This is a genomic window from Paraglaciecola sp. 25GB23A (assembly GCF_040012495.1).
Taxonomy (GTDB): domain Bacteria; phylum Pseudomonadota; class Gammaproteobacteria; order Enterobacterales; family Alteromonadaceae; genus Paraglaciecola.
In genome coordinates this window covers 47,467-69,537 of the sequence record NZ_JBDYKM010000005.1, presented here as the reverse complement: position 1 = coordinate 69,537, position 22,071 = coordinate 47,467, and the positions used below count along the sequence as shown (strand labels likewise).

Genomic DNA, 22,071 nt, shown 5'->3' with positions numbered 1-22,071 from the left:
GCAGCAACTCATTTTAGATAACTTATTGACTTTGCTAGGATACTTTTATCAGCCCTGACTTCAGTCGTTTGACATCCATGGGCGCACGGCCCATTGCATCAAGTGTTACGTTGTGCAGAGCGCTGGAAATCAAACGATTGACGATGTTCCAATTTTCTTTTAGTTCACAAGTACTGGCAATTTGACAATCACCTCCATCCGACTTCGCACATTCAGTTAGTGCAATTGGTCCGTCAATGGCTTCTATAATTTCTGCGATGGACATTTGATCGGGTTGACGACTCAGTTTATAACCACCTTGAGGTCCCCTAACTGATTTTACTAAATTGCTATGGGTCAGTGCGCGCATCAATTTACGCAGGGTTGGCAAAGGCAAGGTCGTTAGCTCACATAAGCGCTCTAGAGTAATGAGCTCTTCGAAACCACGCATTTTAGATACCACCAATAGCGCATAATCGGCCATACGGCTAATTCTTATCATGAAAGACTCTCTCGAAAAAATACTGACCTCATGTCAGCGGCAATCCTATTACATAGTATACCCCAATGGTATTACTTTTTTATCCCAATTCTCAGCCAGTAAGTGGGGAGGCCCAAAGGACTCTCCTGGGGCAAAAGCGCAAAAATTAAAGATAATTTTGTTTATTTTTACACGATATATCAAACCTCTATTAACAGTAAACCTTTCGCGTAGGGATGCTATTCGATATAAATACTAATTTAGTATTGTATTGATTCTTATGCTTATGTAGGTTAGTGTACATTACTAAATTAGTATTCTTAATGATGTTAACGACTCACACAAAACAAGCAAAATCATAAAAATGGTCGTGTGACTTAGCACTATTTACTTTGCAAACCTACACAAAGAGAATTGATCACTATGAGCGATAGCAATGTTATTGATGAGCGTCTTAATTCCGGCTACGACGCAGGTTTTATTACCGATATTGAAATGCAAACCTTCGATCCTGGTTTGGATGAAAATGTTATTAGGAAGATATCAGCAAAAAAAAATGAACCTAAATTTATGTTGGAATGGCGCTTAAACGCCTATCGACAATGGTTAGCGATGGAGCGTCCGTCTTGGGCACACGTAAACTACCCAGAAATTGATTTCAACGCCATTGCTTACTATTCAAGCCCCAAAAGCCAAGAAGATGCCCCTAAAAGTTTAGCCGAGGTCGACCCAGAATTACTGCGTACCTATGAAAAATTAGGTATTCCATTGCATGAGCAAGAGGCGCTAGCTGGGGTAGCCGTTGATATAGTATTTGATAGCGTTTCTATCATCACCACTTTCAAAGAAAAGCTTGCTGAGTCTGGCGTGATTTTTTGTTCACTTTCAGAAGCTGTTATCAATCACCCAGAATTAATTAAAAAATATTTGGGCTCTGTGGTGCCGATAAACGATAACTTCTATGCGGCGCTGAACTGTGCGGTATTTAGCGACGGTTCGTTTGTTTATATACCCAAAGGTGTTAGGTGTCCGATGGAGTTATCGACCTACTTTCGGATCAATGAAATGAATACTGGACAGTTTGAACGCACCTTGATTATTGCTGATGAGGGTAGCTATGTTAGTTATCTTGAAGGCTGCACCGCGCCATCGCGAGACGAAAACCAACTGCATGGAGCCGTCGTTGAGTTAGTCGCGCTAAAAGGTGCGCAAATTAAATATTCAACTGTTCAAAATTGGTATCCAGGCGATGCGGATGGTAAAGGCGGTATCTACAATTTTGTTACCAAACGCGGTATCTGCCATCGCGACGCAAAAATATCATGGACCCAAGTAGAAACAGGCTCCGCAATTACATGGAAGTACCCAAGCGTAATATTACTTGGCGATAATAGTGTTGGTGAGTTTTATTCAGTTGCTTTAACGCGCAACGCGCAACAAGCGGATACTGGGACAAAGATGATTCATCTTGGTCGTAATACTCGCAGCACCATTATCTCAAAAGGCATTTCAGCGGGCAAAGGATCTAATTCCTATCGTGGCCTAGTCAATATTTCACCAAAAGCCCAAGGCGCACGTAATTTCACCCAATGCGATTCACTATTAATTGGTGATAAATGCGCTGCTCATACCTTCCCTTATATTGTTAGCAAAAATCCCAGTGCAATAGTCGAACATGAAGCGACAACATCAAAGGTCAGTGAAGATCAATTATTTCTGTGCCAGCAAAGAGGCATTGATCCCGAAAAAGCAGTATCGATGATAGTTAATGGTTTCTGTAAATCAGTTTTCAAAGAGTTACCCATGGAGTTTGCTGTTGAGGCTGGAAAATTGTTAGAGGTCAGCCTTGAAGGTTCGGTTGGATAGAGCTCTAAGCAGAATTTATACAAATTCAAACTACAGATATTAGTGTTGGCAATACGCTGATTAAGACTTTTCTAGAATATATAAAAGGTACCAGATGCTAAAAATTACAAATTTAACAGCGAAAGTTTATGGCAAAGAAATCCTTAAAGGCTTAAATATTGAGGTTAAACCAGGTGAAGTTCACGCCATTATGGGACCGAACGGCAGCGGTAAGAGCACCTTATCCAATGTACTAGCTGGTCGTGATAAATATGCAGCGACCGATGGTAGGATTATATTTGCAGGCAAAGATTTATTAAGCCTTGAGCCTGAAGACCGTGCTCGTGAAGGTATTTTTCTTGCCTTTCAATATCCGGTTGAAATCCCCGGGGTGAGTAACCTTGAATTTTTAAAAACGTCACTCGAGTGTCTGCATACTTATCAAAATAAACCGCTTCTAAGTGCTGTTGAGTTTATGAAACTGGCTCGTGAAAAATGCGCTCTAGTTGATTTAAATACTGACTTTCTGAAGCGCGGGGTTAATGAAGGCTTTTCAGGTGGTGAGAAAAAGCGTAACGAAATTATGCAGATGCTGATGTTAGAGCCAAAATTATGCCTGCTTGATGAGACCGACTCAGGCCTAGATATCGATGCACTCAAAGTGGTTGCAGATGGTATCAATGCCTTACGTAGCCCCGAGCGTTCCTTTATCTTAATCACGCATTACCAACGCTTGTTAGATTACGTGCAACCTGATTTTGTGCATGTATTGGCTGACGGACAGATTGTTAAATCTGGCGGAAGTGAACTGGCCTTAGAATTAGAGGAAAAAGGCTACGGATGGTTAGATAGTGGCACTGAGCAATCAGCAAGTCCACTTAAGGTTTAATCATGAATAATCTAACATCAATAACGACTGATTTTACTCACGGTCACCAAGCTCATAAAAATCCGTGGTTAAAAAGTGTTCGTGATGCGGCAAGGTCACGTTTAAAGGGGCTTAAATTACCGACTCAAAAAACGGAAGATTGGAAATACTTAAAGCTTGAAAAATTATTAGTGAATGAGCAACTTGAGGCCCAAAGTGTAAGAGAGCTCCATGCAAAAAGTGCAGATGATATTGATAAATTACTTGCGCAGTCTTTAATAAGCGGCCTAGATGGCTATCGCTTAGTTTTTGTTAATGGCGTATTTGTCAGTAAGTTATCACATATTAATAGCACGCCCTATAGTGTTTTGTTCTCAGAGGCTAATCCTGCTCAGCAAGCACTTATTGTCGCTCACTTAGATACCAGTCATAACTATTATAATGACTATTTTTCTAGTCTAAACAGCGCGCAACTTGAAGACGGTTTACTGATCCATATCCCTCAGGATTGCATAGTTGATAAGCCCTTTTACATTGTCAATCTGACAATAGGTGAACGACCAAAAGCGAACATGATGCGCTTATTAATTATTGCTGAAAGAGGTAGCAAAGCGACATTAATTGAACATGAAGATGCTCCCCTAAAACACGCAGGAATGGTTAATACGGTGATTGAATGTTTTGTTAATGACAAGGCACATTTAATTCATAATCGAATTCAACTTGATGAGAGTGTGACTAGCCTATGCAGCCATCGGGTAAAACAAGGCCGCAGTAGCATTTATCAACAACATCAAATTAGCTTGGCCTCTAAACTCAAACGTAATGATATTACTGTGTCTTTACAAGGGGAGTATGGGCGTACAGATATTCGTGGTACTTTCTGCGCCCGCCACCAGCAAACTATTGATACTCATACGTGCACGGAACATATTGCGCCAAATTGCAGCAGCAATGAGGTCTTTCGAGGTTTAGTCGATAACCAAGCAAATGCGGTGTTCAATGGCCGTATTCATATTCATCCAAACGCTCAAAAAACCTTGGCCGAGCTGAGCAATAAAAATCTTTTACTGTCAGATCTTGCCACTATTAATACTAAACCCGAACTGGAAATTTATGCAGATGATGTGAAATGCTCACATGGTGCCACAGTCGGTCAAATTGACAGTGAGTCGCTTTTTTATTTGCAATCTAGGGGCATTCCAAGGGGCGAAGCGAAACGATTATTAAGTTTGGCTTTTATCGCCGAAGTGGTCGATCAGTTAGGCGAAAATAGTGTGCGGGACTTTGTTACGCAGCGTTTATCTAGTTTATTTACCTCATTACAGTACGAAGGAGCAAACTAAGCATGCCTTCTTTACCGGCAGTTGCACAACACAATACCTTTGATATTGCAAAAATCCGTCAAGACTTTCCCTTGTTAGAGCAGAAAATTAAAGGCCAAGCTCTAGTCTACTTGGATAATGCGGCAACTACTCAAAAACCGCAGATTGTGCTTGATGCTATTAATCAATTTTATCGTCATAACAACGCTAATGTGCATCGAGGTGCTCACACTTTAAGTGATAACGCCACTGAGCTTTTCGAGCAAGCAAGAACTAAGGTGCAAGCTTTTATTAATGCCAAGCATGGTCATGAAATAATTTGGACAAAAGGTACAACGGAAGCGATTAATACAATCGCAAATGGATTAGCGCAAAGTCTTTTAAAGCCGGGTGATGAAATCATTATTTCGGCAATGGAGCACCATGCCAACATTGTGCCTTGGCAAATGGCAGCTCAGCGTAGCGGCGCAAAAATTGTGGTTGTGCCGATAAATGAGCAAGGTGAGTTAAATTTTTCAATTTATAAAGCACTACTTAATAATAAAACCGCCATTGTTGCCATGACACATGTATCCAATGCGCTCGGCACCATTAATCAGATTAGGGAAATCGTGCAATCTGCACAGCAAGTTGGTGCGATTACAGTTATAGACGGGGCACAAGCGGTTGCACATTGTCCTGTCGATGTTCAGCAACTCGGCTGTGATTATTACGCCTTCTCAGGGCATAAGTTATTTGGCCCAACAGGTATCGGAGTGTTATACGGTAAAGAGCGGTGTTTAGAGCAACTGCCACCAACTCAAACGGGTGGAGAGATGATCAAAACGGTGACTTTTCAACAAGCAACATGGAATGAATTACCCTTTAAATTTGAAGCAGGTACACCAAATATTGGTGGTGCTATAGGGCTTGCTGCAGCCATTGATTACCTTGCTGGTATTGATCGGGCAGGCGCCATAGTACATGAACAACGTTTGATGAATTATTGCGAAGACTTAGTACTGAGTATGGGGGATATTCAAGTTTATGGCAGGGCAAAAAACAAGATGGCTATTTTCTCTTTCCTCATGGGTGATGCCCATCCAAGCGATGTAGGTACTCTGCTCAATCAACAAGGTATTGCCGTACGAACTGGTCATCATTGCACGATGCCCTTAATGAATGAGCTTGGCATTACAGGCACAGTTCGCGCATCGTTTTCTCTTTATAACACTGAAGAAGAAGTGGCAATGTTATTTAATGCTTTAACTAAAATTAAAACTTTCTTATAACCAAAAAATGATTACAAAAAGGGTAATTCTATTATGACGGTAATGACTTTTAAACCGAGTAAACCCAGGGTGACCTTGAGTGACAGTGCGCGAATTTACCTGTCTAAAGAAATCCGAAATAAACAGGCCGCTGGGCTGTGTTTCTCGGTGAAAAAAAGTGGCTGTAATGGTTTTAAATATATGTTGGATTTTATAGACAAACCCAGCAGTGAAGATGATTTAGTGGTTATCAATGATCAGCAGTTTAAGCTTTATGTCACTCAAGAAGCCTTACCTTATGTCAATGGGACTGAAATTGATTGTGTTACTGAAGGGTTAAACAAAGTCATCAAGTTTATTAATCCAAATAGCTCAGCTGAATGCGGTTGCGGAGAAAGCTTTTCAGTCTGATGATTTAACTCAATAAACTGAAGAATATTATGCAAAAACAAATAATTGTTGTGAATAAAGATTGCCCCGCACTATTAGTGCCAGATGGAATTTCTATCACCATTAAAAAAGATACCTTTGTCACCCTAACTCAATCATTAGGTGGGGCGTATACCGTTCTTGTTAACGGCAATATGGCACGAGTCGATGGTACTGATGCTGATGCACTTGGATTTGAACCCATCGTTTTAGAGTTTGATGACTCAGGTGATAAGACGGTGATTGAAAGCAATGTATGGAAGGCGATATCTGCTGTTTATGATCCAGAAATGCCAGTCAATATTGTCGATTTAGGTTTGATTTATCACTGTAAAATCGAAGGTAATAGTGTCTTGATTTCAATGACTTTGACGGCTCCCGGTTGTGGTATGGGGCCGGTACTGGTGGAAGATGTTAAATATAAAGTGGGCCTAGTGCCTAATGTCGATAGGGTAAAGGTCGAGCTAGTGCTTGATCCACCTTGGAGCCGAGAGATGATGACGGAAGAGGCGCAATTAGAGATGGGCTTATTTTGATGAGTAAACAGTTTATTACCCGCCTCTCAGGCAGCCCTTTTGGCAGTGAAATTCAGTCTACAGACATCAAAGACACCCTATGTTTCTTCGATGACTGGGAAGATCGCTACCGTTATATAATCGACCTTGGTAAAGAGCTTCCTAGCCTACCTGTATCATTTAGAACTGACAAAAATCTTATCGTCGGCTGTCAAAGCCAAGTGTGGTTAGTATGTGAATACGATGAACTAAACAATATGCTGTTGATGGCTGTCGACAGTGAGGCCCAAATCGTTAAAGGATTAGCTGGTATTGTTCTGAGTGCATTTAATAAAAGAACACCTCAGCAAGTGACTGATTTTAATATCGAAGCATTCTTTATCGAGATTGATTTATTCAGCCATTTAAGTTCGATGCGTGGTAATGGTTTACGTGCCATGGTTAAAAAAATCTTATATCTCGCAAAGCATTATAGTTGAAGAGTATTTCAGTTAATAATCAATAATTTACTAGGAGTAATGTATGAGTGTCATGAATGAAATTGAAGAATATATCAACAGTAATGCTGTGGTCCTTTTTATGAAAGGTACACCAGAACACCCTCGATGTGGCTTCTCAGCTATTGCAGTAAAAGCCTTAACCGCTTGCGGTGAAAATTTTTCTTCCGTTGATATCTTGGCTAAGCCAGAGATTCGCGCGGCATTGCCCATCTATGGCGATTGGCCAAGTTTCCCTCAAGTGTGGGCAAATGGTGAGTTGATCGGGGGTGGTGATATTGTTAGTGAACTGAATCAAAATGGAGAATTAAAAAGAATTATCTCAGCCGCAGTGAAAAATGCTAAATCAAGCAAGGTTAAAGCGGATGCCATGCCCACCAAACCATAGTCTCAGACGTAAATTATGACATCAATCGCATACCTCCCAAAAGGACTAATCACGTGAATATTAATGAGCAAATTCAAGACATTATTAGAGAAAAAATTTCTGACGCACAGGTCACGGTTAAAAATAGGGGGGCAGGGCATTTTGGCCTTATTGTAACAACGCAAGAATTTGCTGGCAAAAACACCTTAGCTAAACACAAATTGGTGCTCGGTGCTATAGCGCCTCTGATGCTTGGAGCTAGCGCCCCAGTGCACGCCATTGACAGCCTAGAAACTATGCTACCCACGGCATCATAATCAAGGACGTCTCAATTGGTCAATATAACATATTTGCAGGTTATTCCTTGGGGCGATCAAGGTGGCCAAAACTTGATAGCACTGCCTTGGGTATGAAGAGGATTCACCAATATCATGACTACTATAAAACAATCAAAATATGTTGCTGGCGAAAAGCTGCGTAATGCGGATAAATTAGCTTTTATCCCAGTCAAAGTAATCACTAGCGTAAAAGAAACTACATTAAAAAAGCCTAACTGGTTAAAAATAAAACTGCCAAGAGATACGGCTAAGATTGAACAAATTAAACAAGCTATGCGTAAACATAATTTAAGCTCAGTTTGCGAAGAAGCTTCATGCCCTAATTTAAACGAATGCTTTAACCACGGAACCGCTACTTTTATGATCCTTGGCGCTATTTGTACGCGCCGCTGTCCATTTTGTGATGTGGCCCATGGCAGACCCTTGCCAGTTAATGCGGAAGAACCACAGAAACTGGCAGCAACAATACGCGATATGAAACTAAAGTATGTGGTGATTACATCAGTCGACAGAGATGATCTTCGTGACGGCGGTGCTCAACACTTTGCCGACTGCATTAATGCAATTCGGATGGAAGTACCCAATATAAAAATAGAAATTTTGGTTCCTGACTTCAAAGGGCGGATGGACAAAGCACTCGAAATTTTAAGTACGGCACCGCCCGATGTGTTCAATCATAACCTAGAGACGGCTCCACATATGTATCGTGAAGTTCGCCCCGGAGCTAATTATAAGCATTCATTAGAATTGTTACGACGCTTCAAAATGATCCATCCACAGGTGGCCACCAAATCTGGTCTGATGTTGGGTCTTGGCGAAACTATTGCGGAAATTACTGAGGTATTACAAGACTTGCGTGCACATAATGTAGAGATGCTCACTTTAGGGCAGTATTTACAACCGAGTAAACATCATTTGGCCGTGAAACGCTATGTTACTCCAGCCGAGTTTGAGCAACTGGGTGTCATCGCAAAAGAGCTTGGCTTTACCCATGCTGCAAGTGGCCCTTTGGTGCGTTCAAGCTACCATGCTGACTTGCAAGCCGCTGGTCAAGAGATAAAATAATCAGCCTAGAGGAGAAATCATGCAAAAAAAGTTTAGTTCCGAAAAAGTCATCGATGTTGTCCATTGGAATGATACGCTTTTTTCTTTTAAAACGACTCGAAGTCAAGGCCTTCGCTTTAGAAATGGGGAATATATCATTATTGGTTTAGCGCAAGACGAACATAGGCCAATCTTGCGAGCCTATAGTATCGTCAGTGCAAACCATGAAGACCATTTGGAGTTTTTAAGTATTAAAGTTGAAGGTGGTGCTTTTACATCCAAGTTACAACACTTAGCTATTGGTGATGAACTTATTATAGGTAGCAAACCAACGGGGACACTCATTATTGACGATTTACGCGATGGGCGAAATTTACTTTTAATCGGCACCGGCACCGGATTAGCCCCCTTTTTAAGTATTATCAAAGATCCTGAAACCTATGCACGTTTTGAAAAAATTGTTTTGTTCCATGGTGTTAGGTTTATCAATGAATTGTCGTACAACAAAATACTTACCACAGACCTGCCTAATCATGAATATCTTGGCGAAATGATCACTGAACAGCTAATTTACTATCCGAGTGTTACTCGAGAGCCATATAAAAACCAGGGCCGAATTACAGATTTAATCAAAACAGGAAAGTTACATTTGGACATTGGGCTAGCCGAACTTGATCCGGAATGTGATCGAGTGATGTTATGTGGTAGCCCCTCCATGTTAAAAGAGACTTGTGCAATTATCGACCAATTAGGCTTTAAAGAAAGCCCTAAAAAAGGGGTGCAAGGAGACTATGTGGTTGAGAGAGCATTTGTAGAAAAATAGAAAGCTTGAGACTAATAGCATTGAAAAGTCGCTTTATTTACAAGGTGATTAAACAAAAAAAAGGCAGCTAGGCCGCCTTTTTTCCAGTCAATAAATCTGTCGCATAATCGCGACTAGCCAATTTATTAGCAATCTTCTGGATCTCCACCGGTTTTTTTCTTGGTAGCAATACAAGCTGCTTTTAATTTTTCAGCGGCACTGTCTTTTAGTTCTGCTGCTTTTTCTTTACTTGCATCAACCATATCTGCCGCTTTGTCTTTGGCTTCGTCATACGTTTCAGATGCTGACTCTTTGGCGTCTTCGTACATGTCATCAGCCTCGTCGCTCACGTCTTCAGCCATCTCTGCGGTTTTGTCCTTAGCCTGTTCTAATTCTACTAAGGCTTCTTGTTTGGTTTCTTCAGCAGATTCTTTTTGAGATTCTGTGCAAGCCGAGGTGCCAAGAAGAGCAGCTAAAAGTAATACTGCGATTTTGTTTTTAGTAATTTGCATGGTGGTCCCTTATTGTATTATTGATGGTTTACGCTCTTATAGTGTATGCGAATTTTTATCGATGATGGAGTTTATTATCACCAATATCGCGCAAAAAAAGAGGTAAAATGCGAAACTGAAGTAACAATGCTTAAATCGTTCCAATTTTTTAACATTATGATAAACATAGCTAATTTATATCTATTCAGTCCCAGCCACCTCTAGTATGTAGCGATTTGTCGCAAATTAAAGACAGTAAAGTCAACTTTAACCTTCAAATTTTCACTGCAGTTACCACAAACCGTTGAGTTGGATTAGGTTTAATACTGTCAAATGGATAACAAGTGATTAGGGTTAAGGTTGATTGGTTTGCTTCATCAGTATTATCCCATTGCCACATACTAAGCTGGCTGGCCTGGACAATTCGCAAATCACTTACCTGATATTGGCTTATTCCATAGATATTTTTTACTACAATAATATCGCCATTTTTGAGGGCTTTGAGGCTATTAAATTGAGTGTCTCGATGCCCTACAATAACACTATTACCTTTTTCTCCCGGTATTGGGGTTGTGCTCAAATGTGTAGGCCCAAAAGCCAGATTACGTCCGTTTGCATCAGCCAATACATACCATGTATCTTTTTTAATCGAAAGTTCTACCACTGGATAGGTATCTGCCCAAGACCAAGGGCGGTGCTGCTGCTTGTCTGCCAGTGTTGCTTGCCAAGCCTGGGCAATAAAATATTGCGCTAGATTTGCTTTAGCAAAAATCCACAGTCCTGTACCACATTGATAGGCTCCCAAAACTATGAGAAGTAGCATCCAATATTGGGGTTTGATTGCACGCAAACCTTTTAGTTGCTTGTGGTTTTTCGGGGGATAATACGCATGCACAATGCACCTCCTAATAATAGTAGTCCGATTAGTAAATTTAACTCAGCTGTTGTAGCCGTTTGTGGCAATTGAGCTAATGGTGAACTGGCTGTGCTGCCTTTGGGAATGCGATTCGCAACCTGGCTGTTTGCTGCCATCAAATCAGCGGGTTTAGTCGGCGTTAAATCGATAGCGACTAAGCTGGTGTATTGACTTACCAGATGGTGTTCTAAGGCCGTTTGCGTGATGTCTTGTTTAAATTTTTCTAGTTGTTCATTGCTTGGGTTATCCAACATAGCTGAACGTTGGTCCCGACTCAGTTGGGCTATTTTTTGTCTTGCCCACAATACATTAAGACCAGATTGTTGACGTGTAGCACCTAGTGATAGCGGTTGATGCCAAACCGCGTTAGCGTAACGGGCCAGAATACTTAAGTTGGCTTCTTCATTTGTCGCTGCAAGGTTTTGGCGATAACTCAGGATTAGAGGCTCACCAAGATAGAGATCAGTAATCACCTTAGGGTAAAGTTCGATAGCGGTTTGGGCCTTTATGTTGCTGTCGTTTGATTGCAGTTGAATATCGGTTAAGGCGGGGTGAGCCAATTTATTCAACAAACCTAACATTTGGTTTTTAACCTGTTCAATGGAGCCTATATAGGTATAGGTACCTCTGCCCATCAGCGCCGCTTCAGTCATAAAATAACTATTTGGGGCACTACCAATGCCGACCGTGAATAAACGAGAGTCTTGCAACTTTTCAGTGATGAGTTGCATTAGAGCCTCTTCGTTTCCAACACTGCCATCGGTAATAAATACAATTTGTCTAAGGCGCTCTGGTTCAGTGCTTGTTTGCTCAAACGCTAAATTTAGCGCACTAGCTATTTCCGTGCCGCCATTGGCACTTAAGTTAACAATGAAATTCCTAGCTTCAGTAATCGCCGCTAAATCAGCTTGTTTGGACTCAGTCCACAGGTTTTGTGCATAACTATTAAATTCAATCACATTAAAACGATCTACTGGACTGAGGTCACTTAGTGCCAGTAGCAAAGCTTGCTTCGCTTGTTCAAGGGAGGTGCCGGACATTGAACCTGAGGTATCGAGTACAAAAATGACTTCTCGCGTCACAGTAAGTACGTCATTTGTTTTTTCTGTTTCACTCAGCGGGGGATAAATCATTATCAAGCCATACTGATTACCATTTACATTCTGTTGAAAATGCGCAACTTGTGGTAGTTGACTTAATTGGGGTTGCCAGCGTAATACAAAATCTTGATTGGCAATGTTTGGCTCTGCTAGTTTAACTCTGTATTCGCCCTCAGCCACTTTTTGGCTTTTAATGGTATGAAAGTCACTGGTGATGCTATTAAGGGTAAGGCCTACGTGCAACTTAACCTCTATACTAATGTCTTCCTCCAAGGTAGCTGGTGCTTGGTAGCTAGCGGGCATATGTGCTTTTTGCTTGTTAGCAACTTGCTCAGATGAACTTGGTGTATACCGCGGGGTGATGGTCAATGGCAGACGCAATTGAAAAGCGTTATTTTCATAGGCTAGGGTTTGTTGGTATTCAATGCTAACAACGATGGTTTCGTTTGGACCAATATTGGCTATTGAATTGCTAAATAAATTAGGACGTTGTTGTACAATTAAACTGGCTTTTTTACCGTCTTTTTTGGCTTGCTCAAACAGCTGTTTAGCCTCTTGCTTCTCTTTAATTTGGCCCTCAATAATGCGTTCGCCAATTTGTATTTGCAGATGGTCAAGGGCAGCATTTTCGGGTAAGGGAAAAACATATAAGCCGTTAACCCATTGGTCGCTATTGTTATGAAAGGTTTGTTGTAACTGGGTGCGTGCCACTACACCGCTGACATTAATCGTCGCTTTTGTGCTTAAACTGGGACTTAAACTGAGTCCTTCATCCTGATTTGCTTTAAAAAACAAGCTGCCACGTTCAGCCTCTTGATAATTGGCGACTTGCCAACTACCAGTATTGGCCGGTAGTTCGATAAACGCTTGCTTTGCTTGAGTGGGCTGATCCGTTTGTGTTTGTGCTGGATTAAGTGATGGCACTGCAATTTGCAGTGCCCCGAGCGCCAGAACAACAAGTAAAATACTGGCAAGTTTAATGACTGGCGCCATGAGATACCTCTTTTGATTAGTGGATTGACAAATGGTGTTTAGGGATTGGCCGCAGTCATCGAACCGACTTTGTCTGACACTTGAAGACTTACCCTGCGATCAAAAAAGTTGTCCTCCACTTCTTTACCAGTACTGACCAATTGTGATTCGCCATACGATTGGGTGAGTAACTGGCTTTCTGCTACACCTTGACCAAGTAAGTAGTCCTTCACTGCTAAGGCGCGTTGTTCGGAGAGTGCTTGGTTATAGTCTGAATCACCGCGTTGATCTGCAAAACCAGATAGTTTTACCGTCAATTTGGCGTTGTATCGTAAGGTGGCAGCGAGCAAATCCAATTCACTTCTGTAATGTTGTTCAAGTTGTGACGACGCGGTTTTAAATTGAATATTAGTGCTAATCTCGGGAGTATTTTGCTCTAAGGTCTTATCCAAGGTAGCCAGCAGAATGTTTGCTTTGACATCAGCTTCAGCATAGCGTTGTTGCATGACCAACAATTCCTGTTGTTTTTGACTGACTAAGGCGCTGGTGGCAGCTAATTTTTTATCTGAATTGACATCATCCGCAATCATCAGACCGAAAATTCCGGCAATCATGCCGCCTAATGGTCCCGCTATTGCTGTGCCTACTAATACTCCGGAACCTAGCCCAACTAACTCATTATTTTTTTCTTCACTAGTAGAGGAAGCTAAGGCATGACTAGCTAGCAGTAAACTGATCGCCATTGCGGCACTTGATTTTACAAAGATATTTTTCATATTGGTTGCCCTTTAGGTTTGTTTTAATTCCTCATTAGTAAAACGTATTTACATGGCTGTTTAAGGGAAACAAAATGGCAATGTGGTGGGCAATTGTGGCGAAAAAATGGCTTTTGTCTTTGATCGGCCATGCACTAGTAACAAAGTAAACTTTTTACGATATAGTGCTTTTTGCCAATTCATCTTTAAATGAATCATTTAAAGGCGGCTTTGGCAAATAACCTTAACAGAGAGGATCCATGTCAAAACGTATTGCTTTGGTAGAAGATGACCAAGCCCTTCGGGAAAACTATGTTGCCGCCCTGAGTAAACAGGGTTATGAGGTTATTGCTTTTGCTAATCGTAAGTTAGCAGAGCAAGCTTTTGCTGCGCGATTGCCTGATTTAGCCATTATTGATATTGGCCTACAGGATGAGATCGACGGCGGTTTTGCAGTTTGTCAACAATTGCGCAGTATGTCGAAAACCTTACCTATCATCTTCTTTACCGCCAGAGATAATGACTATGACACCATTTGCGGCTTGCGTATGGGCGCAGATGACTACTTGACAAAAGACATTAGTTTGCCACATTTGTTGGCTCGTATCGCTGCGTTATTCAGGCGTACAGAATTACTTAATCAACCGCAAGCTCTCACAGACTTAGTGCAATGTGGCGAATTGTGTATGGACAGCAAACGCATGACGGTGACCTGGCAACAGCAAGTTATCGAATTGACCGTGACCGAATTTTGGATGTTGCACGCTATTGCAAAATACTCTGGCCATGTAAAAAGTCGTCAACAATTAATGGATGAATCTAAAATGGTGGTAGATGACACCACCATTACCTCCCATATAAAACGTATTAGAAAAAAATTTATCGCCATTGACGCCAAATTTGATTGTGTAGAAACCGTTTACGGTATGGGGTATCGGTGGAAAAACTAATGAAGCATGGTTGCAAGAATGACTAAATTGCGTTTCGGAATTCGCCTTAAACTGGTGTTTTTCTCCTCATTTTTATTTGCCATTCCCTGGTTGGGCTATCAGTACGTATGGGAACTAGAAACCTATTTACGCATTGGTCAAGAACAAACTATGGTTGGCACGGCCAGAGCCGTGGCAACCGCATTGCATGAGAGACCGGCCTTATTCGATGCCCAATCGGCTTATTTGAGCGACGTGGAACCGGGTAAAGATCTGTATGCCTACAAAATTGCTTATCCCATACAACTCGATGGTGAGTTAGATGATTGGCAAGATTACCAACACCTTATGCTTAATTATGGCAGTCCGTATGTGATTGATCAGGTGCAAGATTATGATCCGCAAAGCCTGCGTTTTACCCATATGGTCGGGCAATACGATCGTTATCTCTATGCAATGTTCAAGGTGTGGGATGATCATGTCGTAATGCGTCCAAGTAATAGTTTACGCATTGACCGCAACGATCACTTACAAATAGCCATGACAGATGAAAATGGTGAATTTCAGCGCTACATCGTTGCACCCTTTAAACCTGGGTGGGTAAATGCTTACTTACTAAAAAACGCAACAGAATCATTACTGCCAGATAAACTAGAAACCCGTATTCAGGGACAATGGCGCAATACAACTGAAGGTTACGTGATTGAATTAAGATTTCCACTTAGTATGATGTCGAGTAAAATTGCCTTCGCTATTGTTGATGTTGATGACTCTGACAGCCGCAAGGTTGAATATACTATTGGCACCGCTAATACCTCGCAGTTAGATTCTTTAGGCACGGTTTTGGTCCCTTCGCCAGAAATTGAAAATATTCTCAAGGGCTTGCAATATTCTAATGCCCGCGTGTGGGTAGTAGATAAACATATGCGGGTATTGGCGCGTTCGGGGCAAATTCAGCGTTCGAGTGGTGTGCAAAGTAACAGCGACGAGTCTAAGACTAAAACTTGGTGGAATTATGTTGAGAGTGAGTGGTTGCTACCACTTTATTATCAAATTTTAACTAAACCACCCTCTGATTTTGTCGACGATCTACAAGATGCCTATGCCCTAAAAGGGCAAGATATTAGTCAAGCATTAGCGGGCACACCTAGCACGCTTTGGCGCTTAAGTTCAGATAGTAAAGCGGTGATATTATCGGCTGCTCATCCTATTTATATCGATAAAAAAGTCATGGGGGCAGTGGTGGTTGAGCAAACCACTAATGGCATAAGAACACTGCGAAATAAAGCGTTAGAGCAACAGTTCCATTATTTTTTAGCGGTCATTGTGATCGGAACCTTAGCCTTGTTTTTATTGGCTTCGCGTATTTCTTGGCGTATCCGTAAGCTCAGAGATGAGACTGAAGAGGCAATTGATAGTCACGGCAAAATTGTCGGCCAGATTCAACCTTCAACAGCGAATGACGAAATAGGTGACTTATCCCGTACCTTCAATAATGTATTGGTAAAATTAGGCCAATATAATACCTATTTAGAAAATATGGCCTCACGATTAAGTCATGAATTACGCACACCCGTGGCCATAGTTAACTCATCGTTAGACAATTTAAGTACTGAGGCGTTAAATGATGAGAGCCAACAATATGTGACTCGAGCCAAAGAGGGAATTACTCGATTGAGTAAGATACTCACCAATATGAGTGAGGCAACACGCTTAGAGCAAGCCATACAAAGTAGTGAGCGGGAAGCCTTTGATGTGCAAGAGGTGTTGCAAGGTTGTGTGCAAGGCTATCAGGGGGCTTATCCCCAATGCAAATTTGTGCTGGAACTTGACCGCAAACTAAACAACAAAGCCATCCTTAAGGGTGCACCGGAATTATTCGCCCAAATGCTCGATAAAATTATTGCCAATGCGGTTGATTTTAGTGAAAAAAAGCCAGTTATTACCGTAACATTACGCCACACTGATAAAACAATTGAGTTGTGCATCAGCAATCTAGGCCCCGCACTGCCTGAAAAAATGCAGCACCAACTTTTTGATTCGATGGTATCAATCCGTAAAAATCAGAACAGCGAGCAAGCCCATCTTGGACTCGGTTTATATATTGCTAAAATGATTGCTAATTATCACTATGGCGACGTTACGATTAAAAACCGCGAAGAAAATGATGGGGTGGTGGTGAGTGTTAATTTTCGAACGCAATAACAACGACAGTTGTATCGTTTTCCGAACTTAGATCTAGTTCCACCAATAACCACCTATACCGATATTTCATTAATGCGCCTGCTACAAATACCTGCCATGGGGTTTTGATTCTATCCTGCGACTCAGACCCTTAAAAACGCTTTGCGCTATGCTTCAGTTATTGCTATTCGGCAATAAATAGATCGCTATTTAAAAAAGGAGCCAGTGCCAATATTAACGCTTGGATATAATTACCTTCTCGCGTGACCAAACCATGGGTCAATAGTCCTATGGCTCCTCCCTTTTGCTTAATGTTATGGGTATTGAACAAACGATCCATAACAGGGCCGAGTTCTTCACCTTGTTGCAAGGCACGATAAACCGCGGGGGGTAAAGGTAGTGTCGCACTGCGCCCAACAGACATTTGTTGCTTGTCCGCTATGACTACATAAGCAAATGTTACGGGACCATCCTCGAGTAGATCTGCGCCACCTTCCATGGCTACATAATAATCAGCATCATGGTGTGATTGGCAATATCTGACTCGGTTGATTGCCCCCAGACGAGTTTCTACCGCCGTCATCGGTTGCTCTGCGACCTTAGAGGGCGCGTCAATACCAATGCAGTCAACTTGTTCTAATTCAAAAAATTGCATGATCGCCTGTTTAGCTGCATTTATTTTAACTGGGTTGAGTGAGCCAACGATGATTTTAACGGTGTTTTTATGCATATTTTTAAGTTCTGATATAAGTTGGTTTAAAAAAAACATCTTTTGGAGTACTAATATTACCCAAGTCATTGAAATTATTAAAAAGTATCCTCGAATGCGTCAAGTGGACATTATATAATCAAAACTTGAACTGCCATTATATTTTCAATTTGAGTGGGAAGCACATTATGCATAAAATACCGCCTGAGTCATTAATTCGCACCTGGGTTTGGATGATGTCAGAGAAAGATAATCCTGAGCTCATGCAAAAAGGCCGACAAAACTTAATTAACGCTTTTGGTAGCTTGCAAAAAGCCATAGAGTATATTGAACAGCAGGCCAATCTCAACGAGAGTCGATAAAAACGCTTTGAAATTACATCAGCTCCAAGGTTATATCCAGTGTGTGTATTTAGTTGAATATCCTGAGGGCTTATTGCTACTTGACGGGTGTTGTCGAGCAGATATAGCGATGCTTAAACGTACTATTACTGAAGTATTACAGCGGCCGTTTTCTGATTTAAAGCTGGTTGTGGTGACCCATATGCATCCTGACCATGCCGGCGCAGCGCACAAACTGAGGGAGTTGACGGGCTGTAAAATAGCGTCTGCTAAAACATCAAAACACTGGTATCGCGGATTCGGTGGACGTTTACTGCATCTGACTGATTTATTGTTAGCTGGCTGGGTGGCAGGTCGACTCGGTAAGCCCAGAAAAAATCTATGGTACTCGCCATTTTTACATCCAGATTTCGGTTTAGTTGATGGAGACTGTTTGCCGTATTTTCCTGAGTGGCAAGTTGTTTCAACGCCTGGGCACACTGATCGAGATATTTCAGTTCTGCATACACCCACCCGGCGCATGTATGTAGCTGACTTAATGGTAAAAGTAAAAAGTCGTTTTATTCCACCTTTTCCGGTATTCCACCCCAACCAATACAAAGTTTCTTTGCAAAAAGTCAGAGATATGCAATTAGATGCATTATGGTTGGCTCATGGCGGTGAAGTGAGTTTAAGTGTGAATGAGTATGCACATTTGGCAACTGTAGCCCCACGATTACCGCAAACGCCTTGGCGGGCCACCAAAATTAAAGCAAAGTTGTGGCTAAGAACCAGAAAATAAACCGCCAGTGTTTAAGGCTGACGGTAGTTTCAGTACGATTTTTATAACTCACGTACCCACATATTGCGGAAGCTAACAAGATTGCCATGATCTTGTAATTGCAAAGGTGCACACCCATGGGCCGCGTATTTAGGGGCACCAATCCATTCGGTAGTGCCTAAAATTTCGGTGTGGTTTTGCACAACGACACCATTATGTATGACAGTGACGTAAGCCGGTGAGCTTAGTTTTTCACCTGAAAAACGCGGCGCTTGATAAATAATATCGTAAACCTGCCAAGTTTGCGGTGGTCGCATTGCATTGGCTAAAGGAATTGTTTGTTTATATACAGAAGCCGCTTGGCCATTGGAGTAAGTCGGATTGTCAAACGAGTCTAGTACCTGTATTTCATAACGCTGCTGGAAGAATATACCGCTGTTGTTACGCTGTTGTCCTTCCATGTCTGCAGTGGGTTGCGGTACTTGCCATTCCATATGTAACTGAATATCGCAAAAAGATTGCTTGGTTTTAATATCTCCTTTACCTGGGGCAACAGTAACTTTGCCATTATCCACAGTCCACTGGGCTGGTCCACCTGCTAAGGCTTCCCATTGCTCTAAGTTTTGACTATCAATAAGTACAATGGCGTCAGAGGGAACTTTACCGGGCATAGCACTCACTATGGCTGGAACTGGAGTCCACACTTCAGTTTTTTCAGCTTGTTGCCAAGGCTCAAGTGGTTTTTCTTGTGCGTGTATATTATTGATATTTGCTACTGACAAAGAACAGAGCAGGGCAATTGAGCTAGATAATTTAATCATAGTAGTACCTTTGAAAAATAATTGAGTCAGCGCTGAGTTTATTAGTGGACTCACTTATGTGGCCCAAGCGCGATCACCTTTTTTGTAATCTAACTCCCCATTGTACTTGCCGGGTATCGCCTCAAAACGTAATACTTCCGTTGCGCCTACTTTTGAGGTAAAAAAGCTAAATATAGTCAGTTGTTTAATCAGGGTAAAAAAGTGAGGGATTGGATCCGCAACATCGCGATTTCTATCATAAGGACTCACTGACAAATAATAGAGTTCTTGTTTTGAATTGTATTTTTTAGCTTCTTTATCGAGCTGCGACACTATTTTAGTTTTTTGCTCGGTATTTAATAACAAATAGGGTTTATCGAAGGATTTTTGCGCTTGTTTATCGACAGTTTTTAAACCTTCAATTAATGCATTACGTTCGCTGATGGTATAGCAATCGTTGGCCAATACTAATGCCATTAGGCCGACATTAGCGTCCTTTGCTCCCGGCGTATCGGTGCGCGGTATAATGACTTCAGCGATGTCATTAAACAAGATGACATCATCAGAGGAAAATACTGTTGCAGACAAAGGAATTGCACTACCAAGTTGGTAACTAAAGGCTTTGCCGCCGACCATGGCTACGCCAGTAGCCGCCATGATCATTTTGAGTAGATTGCGTCTTTCCATTACAGATTCCCCTTCTTAAGTTCTTCAACCGCAAAGTCAGCCGCTCTTGCCGTCAAAGCCATATAGGTTAAAGACGGATTTACACATGAAGCAGAGGTCATACAAGCACCATCGGTAACAAATACATTGGGCGCATCCCAAACTTGATTGAATCGGTTAAGTACTGAGGTTTTTGGATCTCTACCCATACGAGCCGTGCCCATTTCGTGAATACCCTTACCTATGGGTGATTCACCATCCCATCCTTTGACATCTTTAACACCAGCGGCTTCTAACATATCCATGGCATCTTGTTTCATGTCTTTACGCATGCGAAGTTCATTTGCTTGGAGCTCAGCATCCATGGATAAAACCGGCAAGCCCCATTTGTCTTTAACCGTTTTATCTAAACTAACTTTGTTTCTATGGTCGGGCAATATTTCGCCAAAGCCACCCATGCCGATATTCCAAGATCCCGGTTCGGCCAAGGCATTTTTAAAGTCGGCACCGATGCCTAACTCTGCAACATTCTGCTGCCAGTTTGAACGAGAAGCAGACCCTTGGTAACCGAATCCACGCACATAATCGCGTTTATCGTTGCCCCAGTTTCTAAATCTTGGAATATAAAATCCACAAGGGCGGCGACCGGAATAATATTTATCATCATAACCATCGATAGTGCCTTGTGCGCCTACGGCAAGATGATGATCCATAACATTATGTCCTAGCTCTCCGGAGCTTGAACCTAAGCCATTTTGCCAAACATCGGTGGCTGAGTTCATCATGACCCAAGTAGAATTTAAGGTAGAGGCATTTAAGAACACAATTTTACTTTTAAATTCGTAAGTCAGATTGGTTTCAGCATCTAATACTTCAACTCCAGTGGCTTTTTTAGTGTCTTTGTCATACAGCACCCGGGTCACAATAGAAAAGGGGCGTACCGTTAAATTGCCGGTTTGCATGGCTGCAGGTAGCGTCGAAGATTGGGTGCTAAAGTAACCGCCAAAGGGGCAGCCTAGCCAACACTTATTGCGGTATTGACAGCCAACCCGATTTTGCTCGGGCATTGCTTGAGTAATATTGGCGGTGCGACTATGAATAAGGTGGCGCATGCCCTTGTAGACTTTCTCGATGCGCTTAGCCACGTCTTTTTCAACCATATTCAATGGTATTGGTGGCAGAAACTGGCCATCGGGTAATACATCTAAGCCTTCTCTAGTTCCCGCAATCCCAGCAAATTTTTCTACATAGTCATACCAAGGTGCGAGATCATCGTATCGAATGGGCCAATCGACAGCAATGCCATCTTTGGCGTTAGCGGTAAAGTCATCCGCATTCCAACGGTAACTTTGACGGCCCCATAATAAAGAGCGTCCACCCATGTGGTAGCCTCTAAACCAGTCAAAGCGTTTAACTTCAGTGTAGGGGTGATCTTTATCCGTAGCCCACATGCCTTCGGTGGGTTCGTTCAAAGTATATTCGCGGGCTAACTTAGGAGAGTCGGCTTTCATTTTTTGAGTCGCTAAACCACGATGGGGATAATCCCACGCTTCATAAAAGGCATTCGTGTAATCTTTGATGTGTTCAATATTACGACCACGCTCAAGCATCAATACTTTAAGACCCTTTTCAGCCAATTCTTTAGCTGCCCATCCGCCGCTGATCCCAGAGCCAACGACGATTGCATCATATTCATTATTTGCCATAA

Annotated in this window: 24 protein-coding genes; 15 read left to right on the top strand and 9 right to left on the bottom strand. The window is 41.9% G+C overall.

Annotated elements, in window-relative coordinates; all coding sequences use genetic code 11:
• Positions 1-34 precede the first annotated feature (34 nt).
• Positions 35-481, bottom strand: a complete 447-nt coding sequence (locus ABKW31_RS10690; RefSeq protein ID WP_348616339.1) for an SUF system Fe-S cluster assembly regulator — start codon at positions 479-481, stop codon at positions 35-37.
• A 402-nt stretch (positions 482-883) separates the two neighbouring features.
• Between ABKW31_RS10690 and sufB the strand changes: the two genes are divergently transcribed.
• The 11 genes from sufB to ABKW31_RS10635 all read left to right on the top strand — a co-directional run bounded on the left by sufB (position 884) and on the right by ABKW31_RS10635 (position 9,761).
• The gene (gene sufB / locus ABKW31_RS10685; RefSeq protein WP_348616338.1) at positions 884-2,326 is read left to right on the top strand and encodes a Fe-S cluster assembly protein SufB; all 1,443 of its coding nucleotides are present in this window, start codon (positions 884-886) and stop codon (positions 2,324-2,326) included.
• 94 nt (positions 2,327-2,420) lie between these two features.
• Positions 2,421-3,194, top strand: coding sequence for a Fe-S cluster assembly ATPase SufC (gene sufC, locus ABKW31_RS10680; RefSeq protein ID WP_348616337.1), 774 nt, complete (start codon positions 2,421-2,423; stop codon positions 3,192-3,194).
• A 2-nt stretch (positions 3,195-3,196) separates the two neighbouring features.
• Entirely contained in the window at positions 3,197-4,519 is a 1,323-nt protein-coding gene (gene sufD / locus ABKW31_RS10675) for a Fe-S cluster assembly protein SufD (RefSeq protein WP_348616336.1), read from the top strand.
• A gap of 2 nt (positions 4,520-4,521) precedes the next feature.
• A complete protein-coding gene (locus ABKW31_RS10670) occupies positions 4,522-5,769 on the top strand; it encodes a cysteine desulfurase (RefSeq protein ID WP_348616335.1) in 1,248 nt (415 codons plus the stop codon).
• Positions 5,770-5,802: 33 nt separating this feature from the next.
• Positions 5,803-6,159 carry an iron-sulfur cluster assembly accessory protein gene (locus ABKW31_RS10665; protein WP_348616334.1) on the top strand — a complete coding sequence of 119 codons (357 nt, stop codon included), beginning with the start codon at positions 5,803-5,805 and terminating at the stop codon, positions 6,157-6,159.
• A 29-nt stretch (positions 6,160-6,188) separates the two neighbouring features.
• Positions 6,189-6,713 (top strand): putative Fe-S cluster assembly protein SufT, encoded by a 525-nt coding sequence (gene sufT, locus ABKW31_RS10660; RefSeq protein ID WP_348616333.1) that lies wholly within the window; start codon positions 6,189-6,191, stop codon positions 6,711-6,713.
• The gene (locus ABKW31_RS10655) at positions 6,713-7,171 is read left to right on the top strand and encodes a SufE family protein (RefSeq protein WP_348616332.1); all 459 of its coding nucleotides are present in this window, start codon (positions 6,713-6,715) and stop codon (positions 7,169-7,171) included. Before sufT ends, ABKW31_RS10655 begins: the two co-directional genes overlap by 1 nt.
• A gap of 43 nt (positions 7,172-7,214) precedes the next feature.
• A complete protein-coding gene (gene grxD, locus ABKW31_RS10650; protein WP_348616331.1) occupies positions 7,215-7,577 on the top strand; it encodes a Grx4 family monothiol glutaredoxin in 363 nt (120 codons plus the stop codon).
• A 53-nt stretch (positions 7,578-7,630) separates the two neighbouring features.
• A complete protein-coding gene (locus tag ABKW31_RS10645) occupies positions 7,631-7,873 on the top strand; it encodes a BolA/IbaG family iron-sulfur metabolism protein (protein ID WP_348616330.1) in 243 nt (80 codons plus the stop codon).
• Between the two features lie 114 nt (positions 7,874-7,987).
• The gene (gene lipA / locus ABKW31_RS10640) at positions 7,988-8,959 is read left to right on the top strand and encodes a lipoyl synthase (protein WP_348616329.1); all 972 of its coding nucleotides are present in this window, start codon (positions 7,988-7,990) and stop codon (positions 8,957-8,959) included.
• A gap of 19 nt (positions 8,960-8,978) precedes the next feature.
• Positions 8,979-9,761, top strand: coding sequence for a ferredoxin--NADP reductase (locus tag ABKW31_RS10635; protein WP_348616328.1), 783 nt, complete (start codon positions 8,979-8,981; stop codon positions 9,759-9,761).
• Positions 9,762-9,886: 125 nt separating this feature from the next.
• Here the strand turns inward: ABKW31_RS10635 and ABKW31_RS10630 are convergent, their stop codons facing one another.
• The 4 genes from ABKW31_RS10630 to pdsO form a co-directional block, all read right to left on the bottom strand.
• On the bottom strand, positions 9,887-10,252 hold the full coding sequence (locus ABKW31_RS10630) for a hypothetical protein (protein ID WP_348616327.1): 366 nt from the start codon (positions 10,250-10,252) through the stop codon (positions 9,887-9,889).
• 253 nt (positions 10,253-10,505) lie between these two features.
• Positions 10,506-11,126, bottom strand: a complete 621-nt coding sequence (locus ABKW31_RS10625) for a class GN sortase (protein ID WP_348616326.1) — start codon at positions 11,124-11,126, stop codon at positions 10,506-10,508.
• Positions 11,087-13,240, bottom strand: a complete 2,154-nt coding sequence (locus ABKW31_RS10620) for a marine proteobacterial sortase target protein (protein ID WP_348616325.1) — start codon at positions 13,238-13,240, stop codon at positions 11,087-11,089. Before ABKW31_RS10620 ends, ABKW31_RS10625 begins: the two co-directional genes overlap by 40 nt.
• Positions 13,241-13,278: 38 nt before the next feature.
• Positions 13,279-13,995, bottom strand: a complete 717-nt coding sequence (pdsO, locus tag ABKW31_RS10615) for a sortase-associated OmpA-like protein PdsO (RefSeq protein WP_348616324.1) — start codon at positions 13,993-13,995, stop codon at positions 13,279-13,281.
• Positions 13,996-14,234: 239 nt separating this feature from the next.
• Here pdsO and pdsR point away from each other — a divergent pair, with 239 nt between their 5' ends.
• Both pdsR and pdsS read left to right on the top strand, forming a co-directional pair.
• Positions 14,235-14,924 carry a proteobacterial dedicated sortase system response regulator gene (pdsR, locus tag ABKW31_RS10610; RefSeq protein ID WP_348616323.1) on the top strand — a complete coding sequence of 230 codons (690 nt, stop codon included), beginning with the start codon at positions 14,235-14,237 and terminating at the stop codon, positions 14,922-14,924.
• Positions 14,925-14,942: 18 nt separating this feature from the next.
• Positions 14,943-17,108, top strand: a complete 2,166-nt coding sequence (gene pdsS / locus ABKW31_RS10605) for a proteobacterial dedicated sortase system histidine kinase (RefSeq protein ID WP_348616322.1) — start codon at positions 14,943-14,945, stop codon at positions 17,106-17,108.
• Between the two features lie 163 nt (positions 17,109-17,271).
• On the opposite strand, the gene yjjX is transcribed toward pdsS, so the two are convergent.
• Positions 17,272-17,817 (bottom strand): inosine/xanthosine triphosphatase, encoded by a 546-nt coding sequence (yjjX, locus tag ABKW31_RS10600; RefSeq protein ID WP_348616321.1) that lies wholly within the window; start codon positions 17,815-17,817, stop codon positions 17,272-17,274.
• A gap of 167 nt (positions 17,818-17,984) precedes the next feature.
• Here yjjX and ABKW31_RS10595 point away from each other — a divergent pair, with 167 nt between their 5' ends.
• Together ABKW31_RS10595 and ABKW31_RS10590 are read left to right on the top strand one after the other, a co-directional pair.
• Positions 17,985-18,158: a hypothetical protein gene (locus ABKW31_RS10595; protein WP_348616320.1), complete on the top strand. Its 174-nt coding sequence runs from the start codon at positions 17,985-17,987 to the stop codon at positions 18,156-18,158.
• A gap of 7 nt (positions 18,159-18,165) precedes the next feature.
• Positions 18,166-18,918: an MBL fold metallo-hydrolase gene (locus tag ABKW31_RS10590; protein ID WP_348616319.1), complete on the top strand. Its 753-nt coding sequence runs from the start codon at positions 18,166-18,168 to the stop codon at positions 18,916-18,918.
• A gap of 41 nt (positions 18,919-18,959) precedes the next feature.
• Here the strand turns inward: ABKW31_RS10590 and ABKW31_RS10585 are convergent, their stop codons facing one another.
• The 3 genes from ABKW31_RS10585 to ABKW31_RS10575 are packed head-to-tail and all read right to left on the bottom strand — an operon-like array spanning position 18,960 to position 22,069.
• Positions 18,960-19,718 (bottom strand): family 16 glycoside hydrolase, encoded by a 759-nt coding sequence (locus tag ABKW31_RS10585; protein ID WP_348616318.1) that lies wholly within the window; start codon positions 19,716-19,718, stop codon positions 18,960-18,962.
• A 54-nt stretch (positions 19,719-19,772) separates the two neighbouring features.
• Positions 19,773-20,384, bottom strand: a complete 612-nt coding sequence (locus ABKW31_RS10580; protein WP_348616317.1) for a gluconate 2-dehydrogenase subunit 3 family protein — start codon at positions 20,382-20,384, stop codon at positions 19,773-19,775.
• Complete coding sequence (locus ABKW31_RS10575) at positions 20,384-22,069, bottom strand: GMC family oxidoreductase (protein WP_348616316.1); 1,686 nt, start codon at positions 22,067-22,069, stop codon at positions 20,384-20,386. The genes ABKW31_RS10580 and ABKW31_RS10575 overlap by 1 nt, the downstream gene beginning before the upstream one ends.
• Positions 22,070-22,071: the final 2 nt, after the last annotated feature.

What these genes read in the sequence shown, in the direction of transcription:
- ABKW31_RS10690 (WP_348616339.1), bottom strand. Translation starts at nt 481, where the DNA reads ATGATAAGAATTAGCCGTATGGCCGATTATGCGCTATTGGTGGTATCT.
- sufB (WP_348616338.1), top strand. Translation starts at nt 884, where the DNA reads ATGAGCGATAGCAATGTTATTGATGAGCGTCTTAATTCCGGCTACGAC.
- sufC (WP_348616337.1), top strand. Translation starts at nt 2,421, where the DNA reads ATGCTAAAAATTACAAATTTAACAGCGAAAGTTTATGGCAAAGAAATC.
- sufD (WP_348616336.1), top strand. Translation starts at nt 3,197, where the DNA reads ATGAATAATCTAACATCAATAACGACTGATTTTACTCACGGTCACCAA.
- ABKW31_RS10670 (WP_348616335.1), top strand. Translation starts at nt 4,522, where the DNA reads ATGCCTTCTTTACCGGCAGTTGCACAACACAATACCTTTGATATTGCA.
- ABKW31_RS10665 (WP_348616334.1), top strand. Translation starts at nt 5,803, where the DNA reads ATGACGGTAATGACTTTTAAACCGAGTAAACCCAGGGTGACCTTGAGT.
- sufT (WP_348616333.1), top strand. Translation starts at nt 6,189, where the DNA reads ATGCAAAAACAAATAATTGTTGTGAATAAAGATTGCCCCGCACTATTA.
- ABKW31_RS10655 (WP_348616332.1), top strand. Translation starts at nt 6,713, where the DNA reads ATGAGTAAACAGTTTATTACCCGCCTCTCAGGCAGCCCTTTTGGCAGT.
- grxD (WP_348616331.1), top strand. Translation starts at nt 7,215, where the DNA reads ATGAGTGTCATGAATGAAATTGAAGAATATATCAACAGTAATGCTGTG.
- lipA (WP_348616329.1), top strand. Translation starts at nt 7,988, where the DNA reads ATGACTACTATAAAACAATCAAAATATGTTGCTGGCGAAAAGCTGCGT.
- ABKW31_RS10635 (WP_348616328.1), top strand. Translation starts at nt 8,979, where the DNA reads ATGCAAAAAAAGTTTAGTTCCGAAAAAGTCATCGATGTTGTCCATTGG.
- ABKW31_RS10630 (WP_348616327.1), bottom strand. Translation starts at nt 10,252, where the DNA reads ATGCAAATTACTAAAAACAAAATCGCAGTATTACTTTTAGCTGCTCTT.
- ABKW31_RS10620 (WP_348616325.1), bottom strand. Translation starts at nt 13,240, where the DNA reads ATGGCGCCAGTCATTAAACTTGCCAGTATTTTACTTGTTGTTCTGGCG.
- pdsO (WP_348616324.1), bottom strand. Translation starts at nt 13,995, where the DNA reads ATGAAAAATATCTTTGTAAAATCAAGTGCCGCAATGGCGATCAGTTTA.
- pdsR (WP_348616323.1), top strand. Translation starts at nt 14,235, where the DNA reads ATGTCAAAACGTATTGCTTTGGTAGAAGATGACCAAGCCCTTCGGGAA.
- pdsS (WP_348616322.1), top strand. Translation starts at nt 14,943, where the DNA reads ATGACTAAATTGCGTTTCGGAATTCGCCTTAAACTGGTGTTTTTCTCC.
- yjjX (WP_348616321.1), bottom strand. Translation starts at nt 17,817, where the DNA reads ATGCATAAAAACACCGTTAAAATCATCGTTGGCTCACTCAACCCAGTT.
- ABKW31_RS10595 (WP_348616320.1), top strand. Translation starts at nt 17,985, where the DNA reads ATGCATAAAATACCGCCTGAGTCATTAATTCGCACCTGGGTTTGGATG.
- ABKW31_RS10585 (WP_348616318.1), bottom strand. Translation starts at nt 19,718, where the DNA reads ATGATTAAATTATCTAGCTCAATTGCCCTGCTCTGTTCTTTGTCAGTA.
- ABKW31_RS10580 (WP_348616317.1), bottom strand. Translation starts at nt 20,384, where the DNA reads ATGGAAAGACGCAATCTACTCAAAATGATCATGGCGGCTACTGGCGTA.
- ABKW31_RS10575 (WP_348616316.1), bottom strand. Translation starts at nt 22,069, where the DNA reads ATGGCAAATAATGAATATGATGCAATCGTCGTTGGCTCTGGGATCAGC.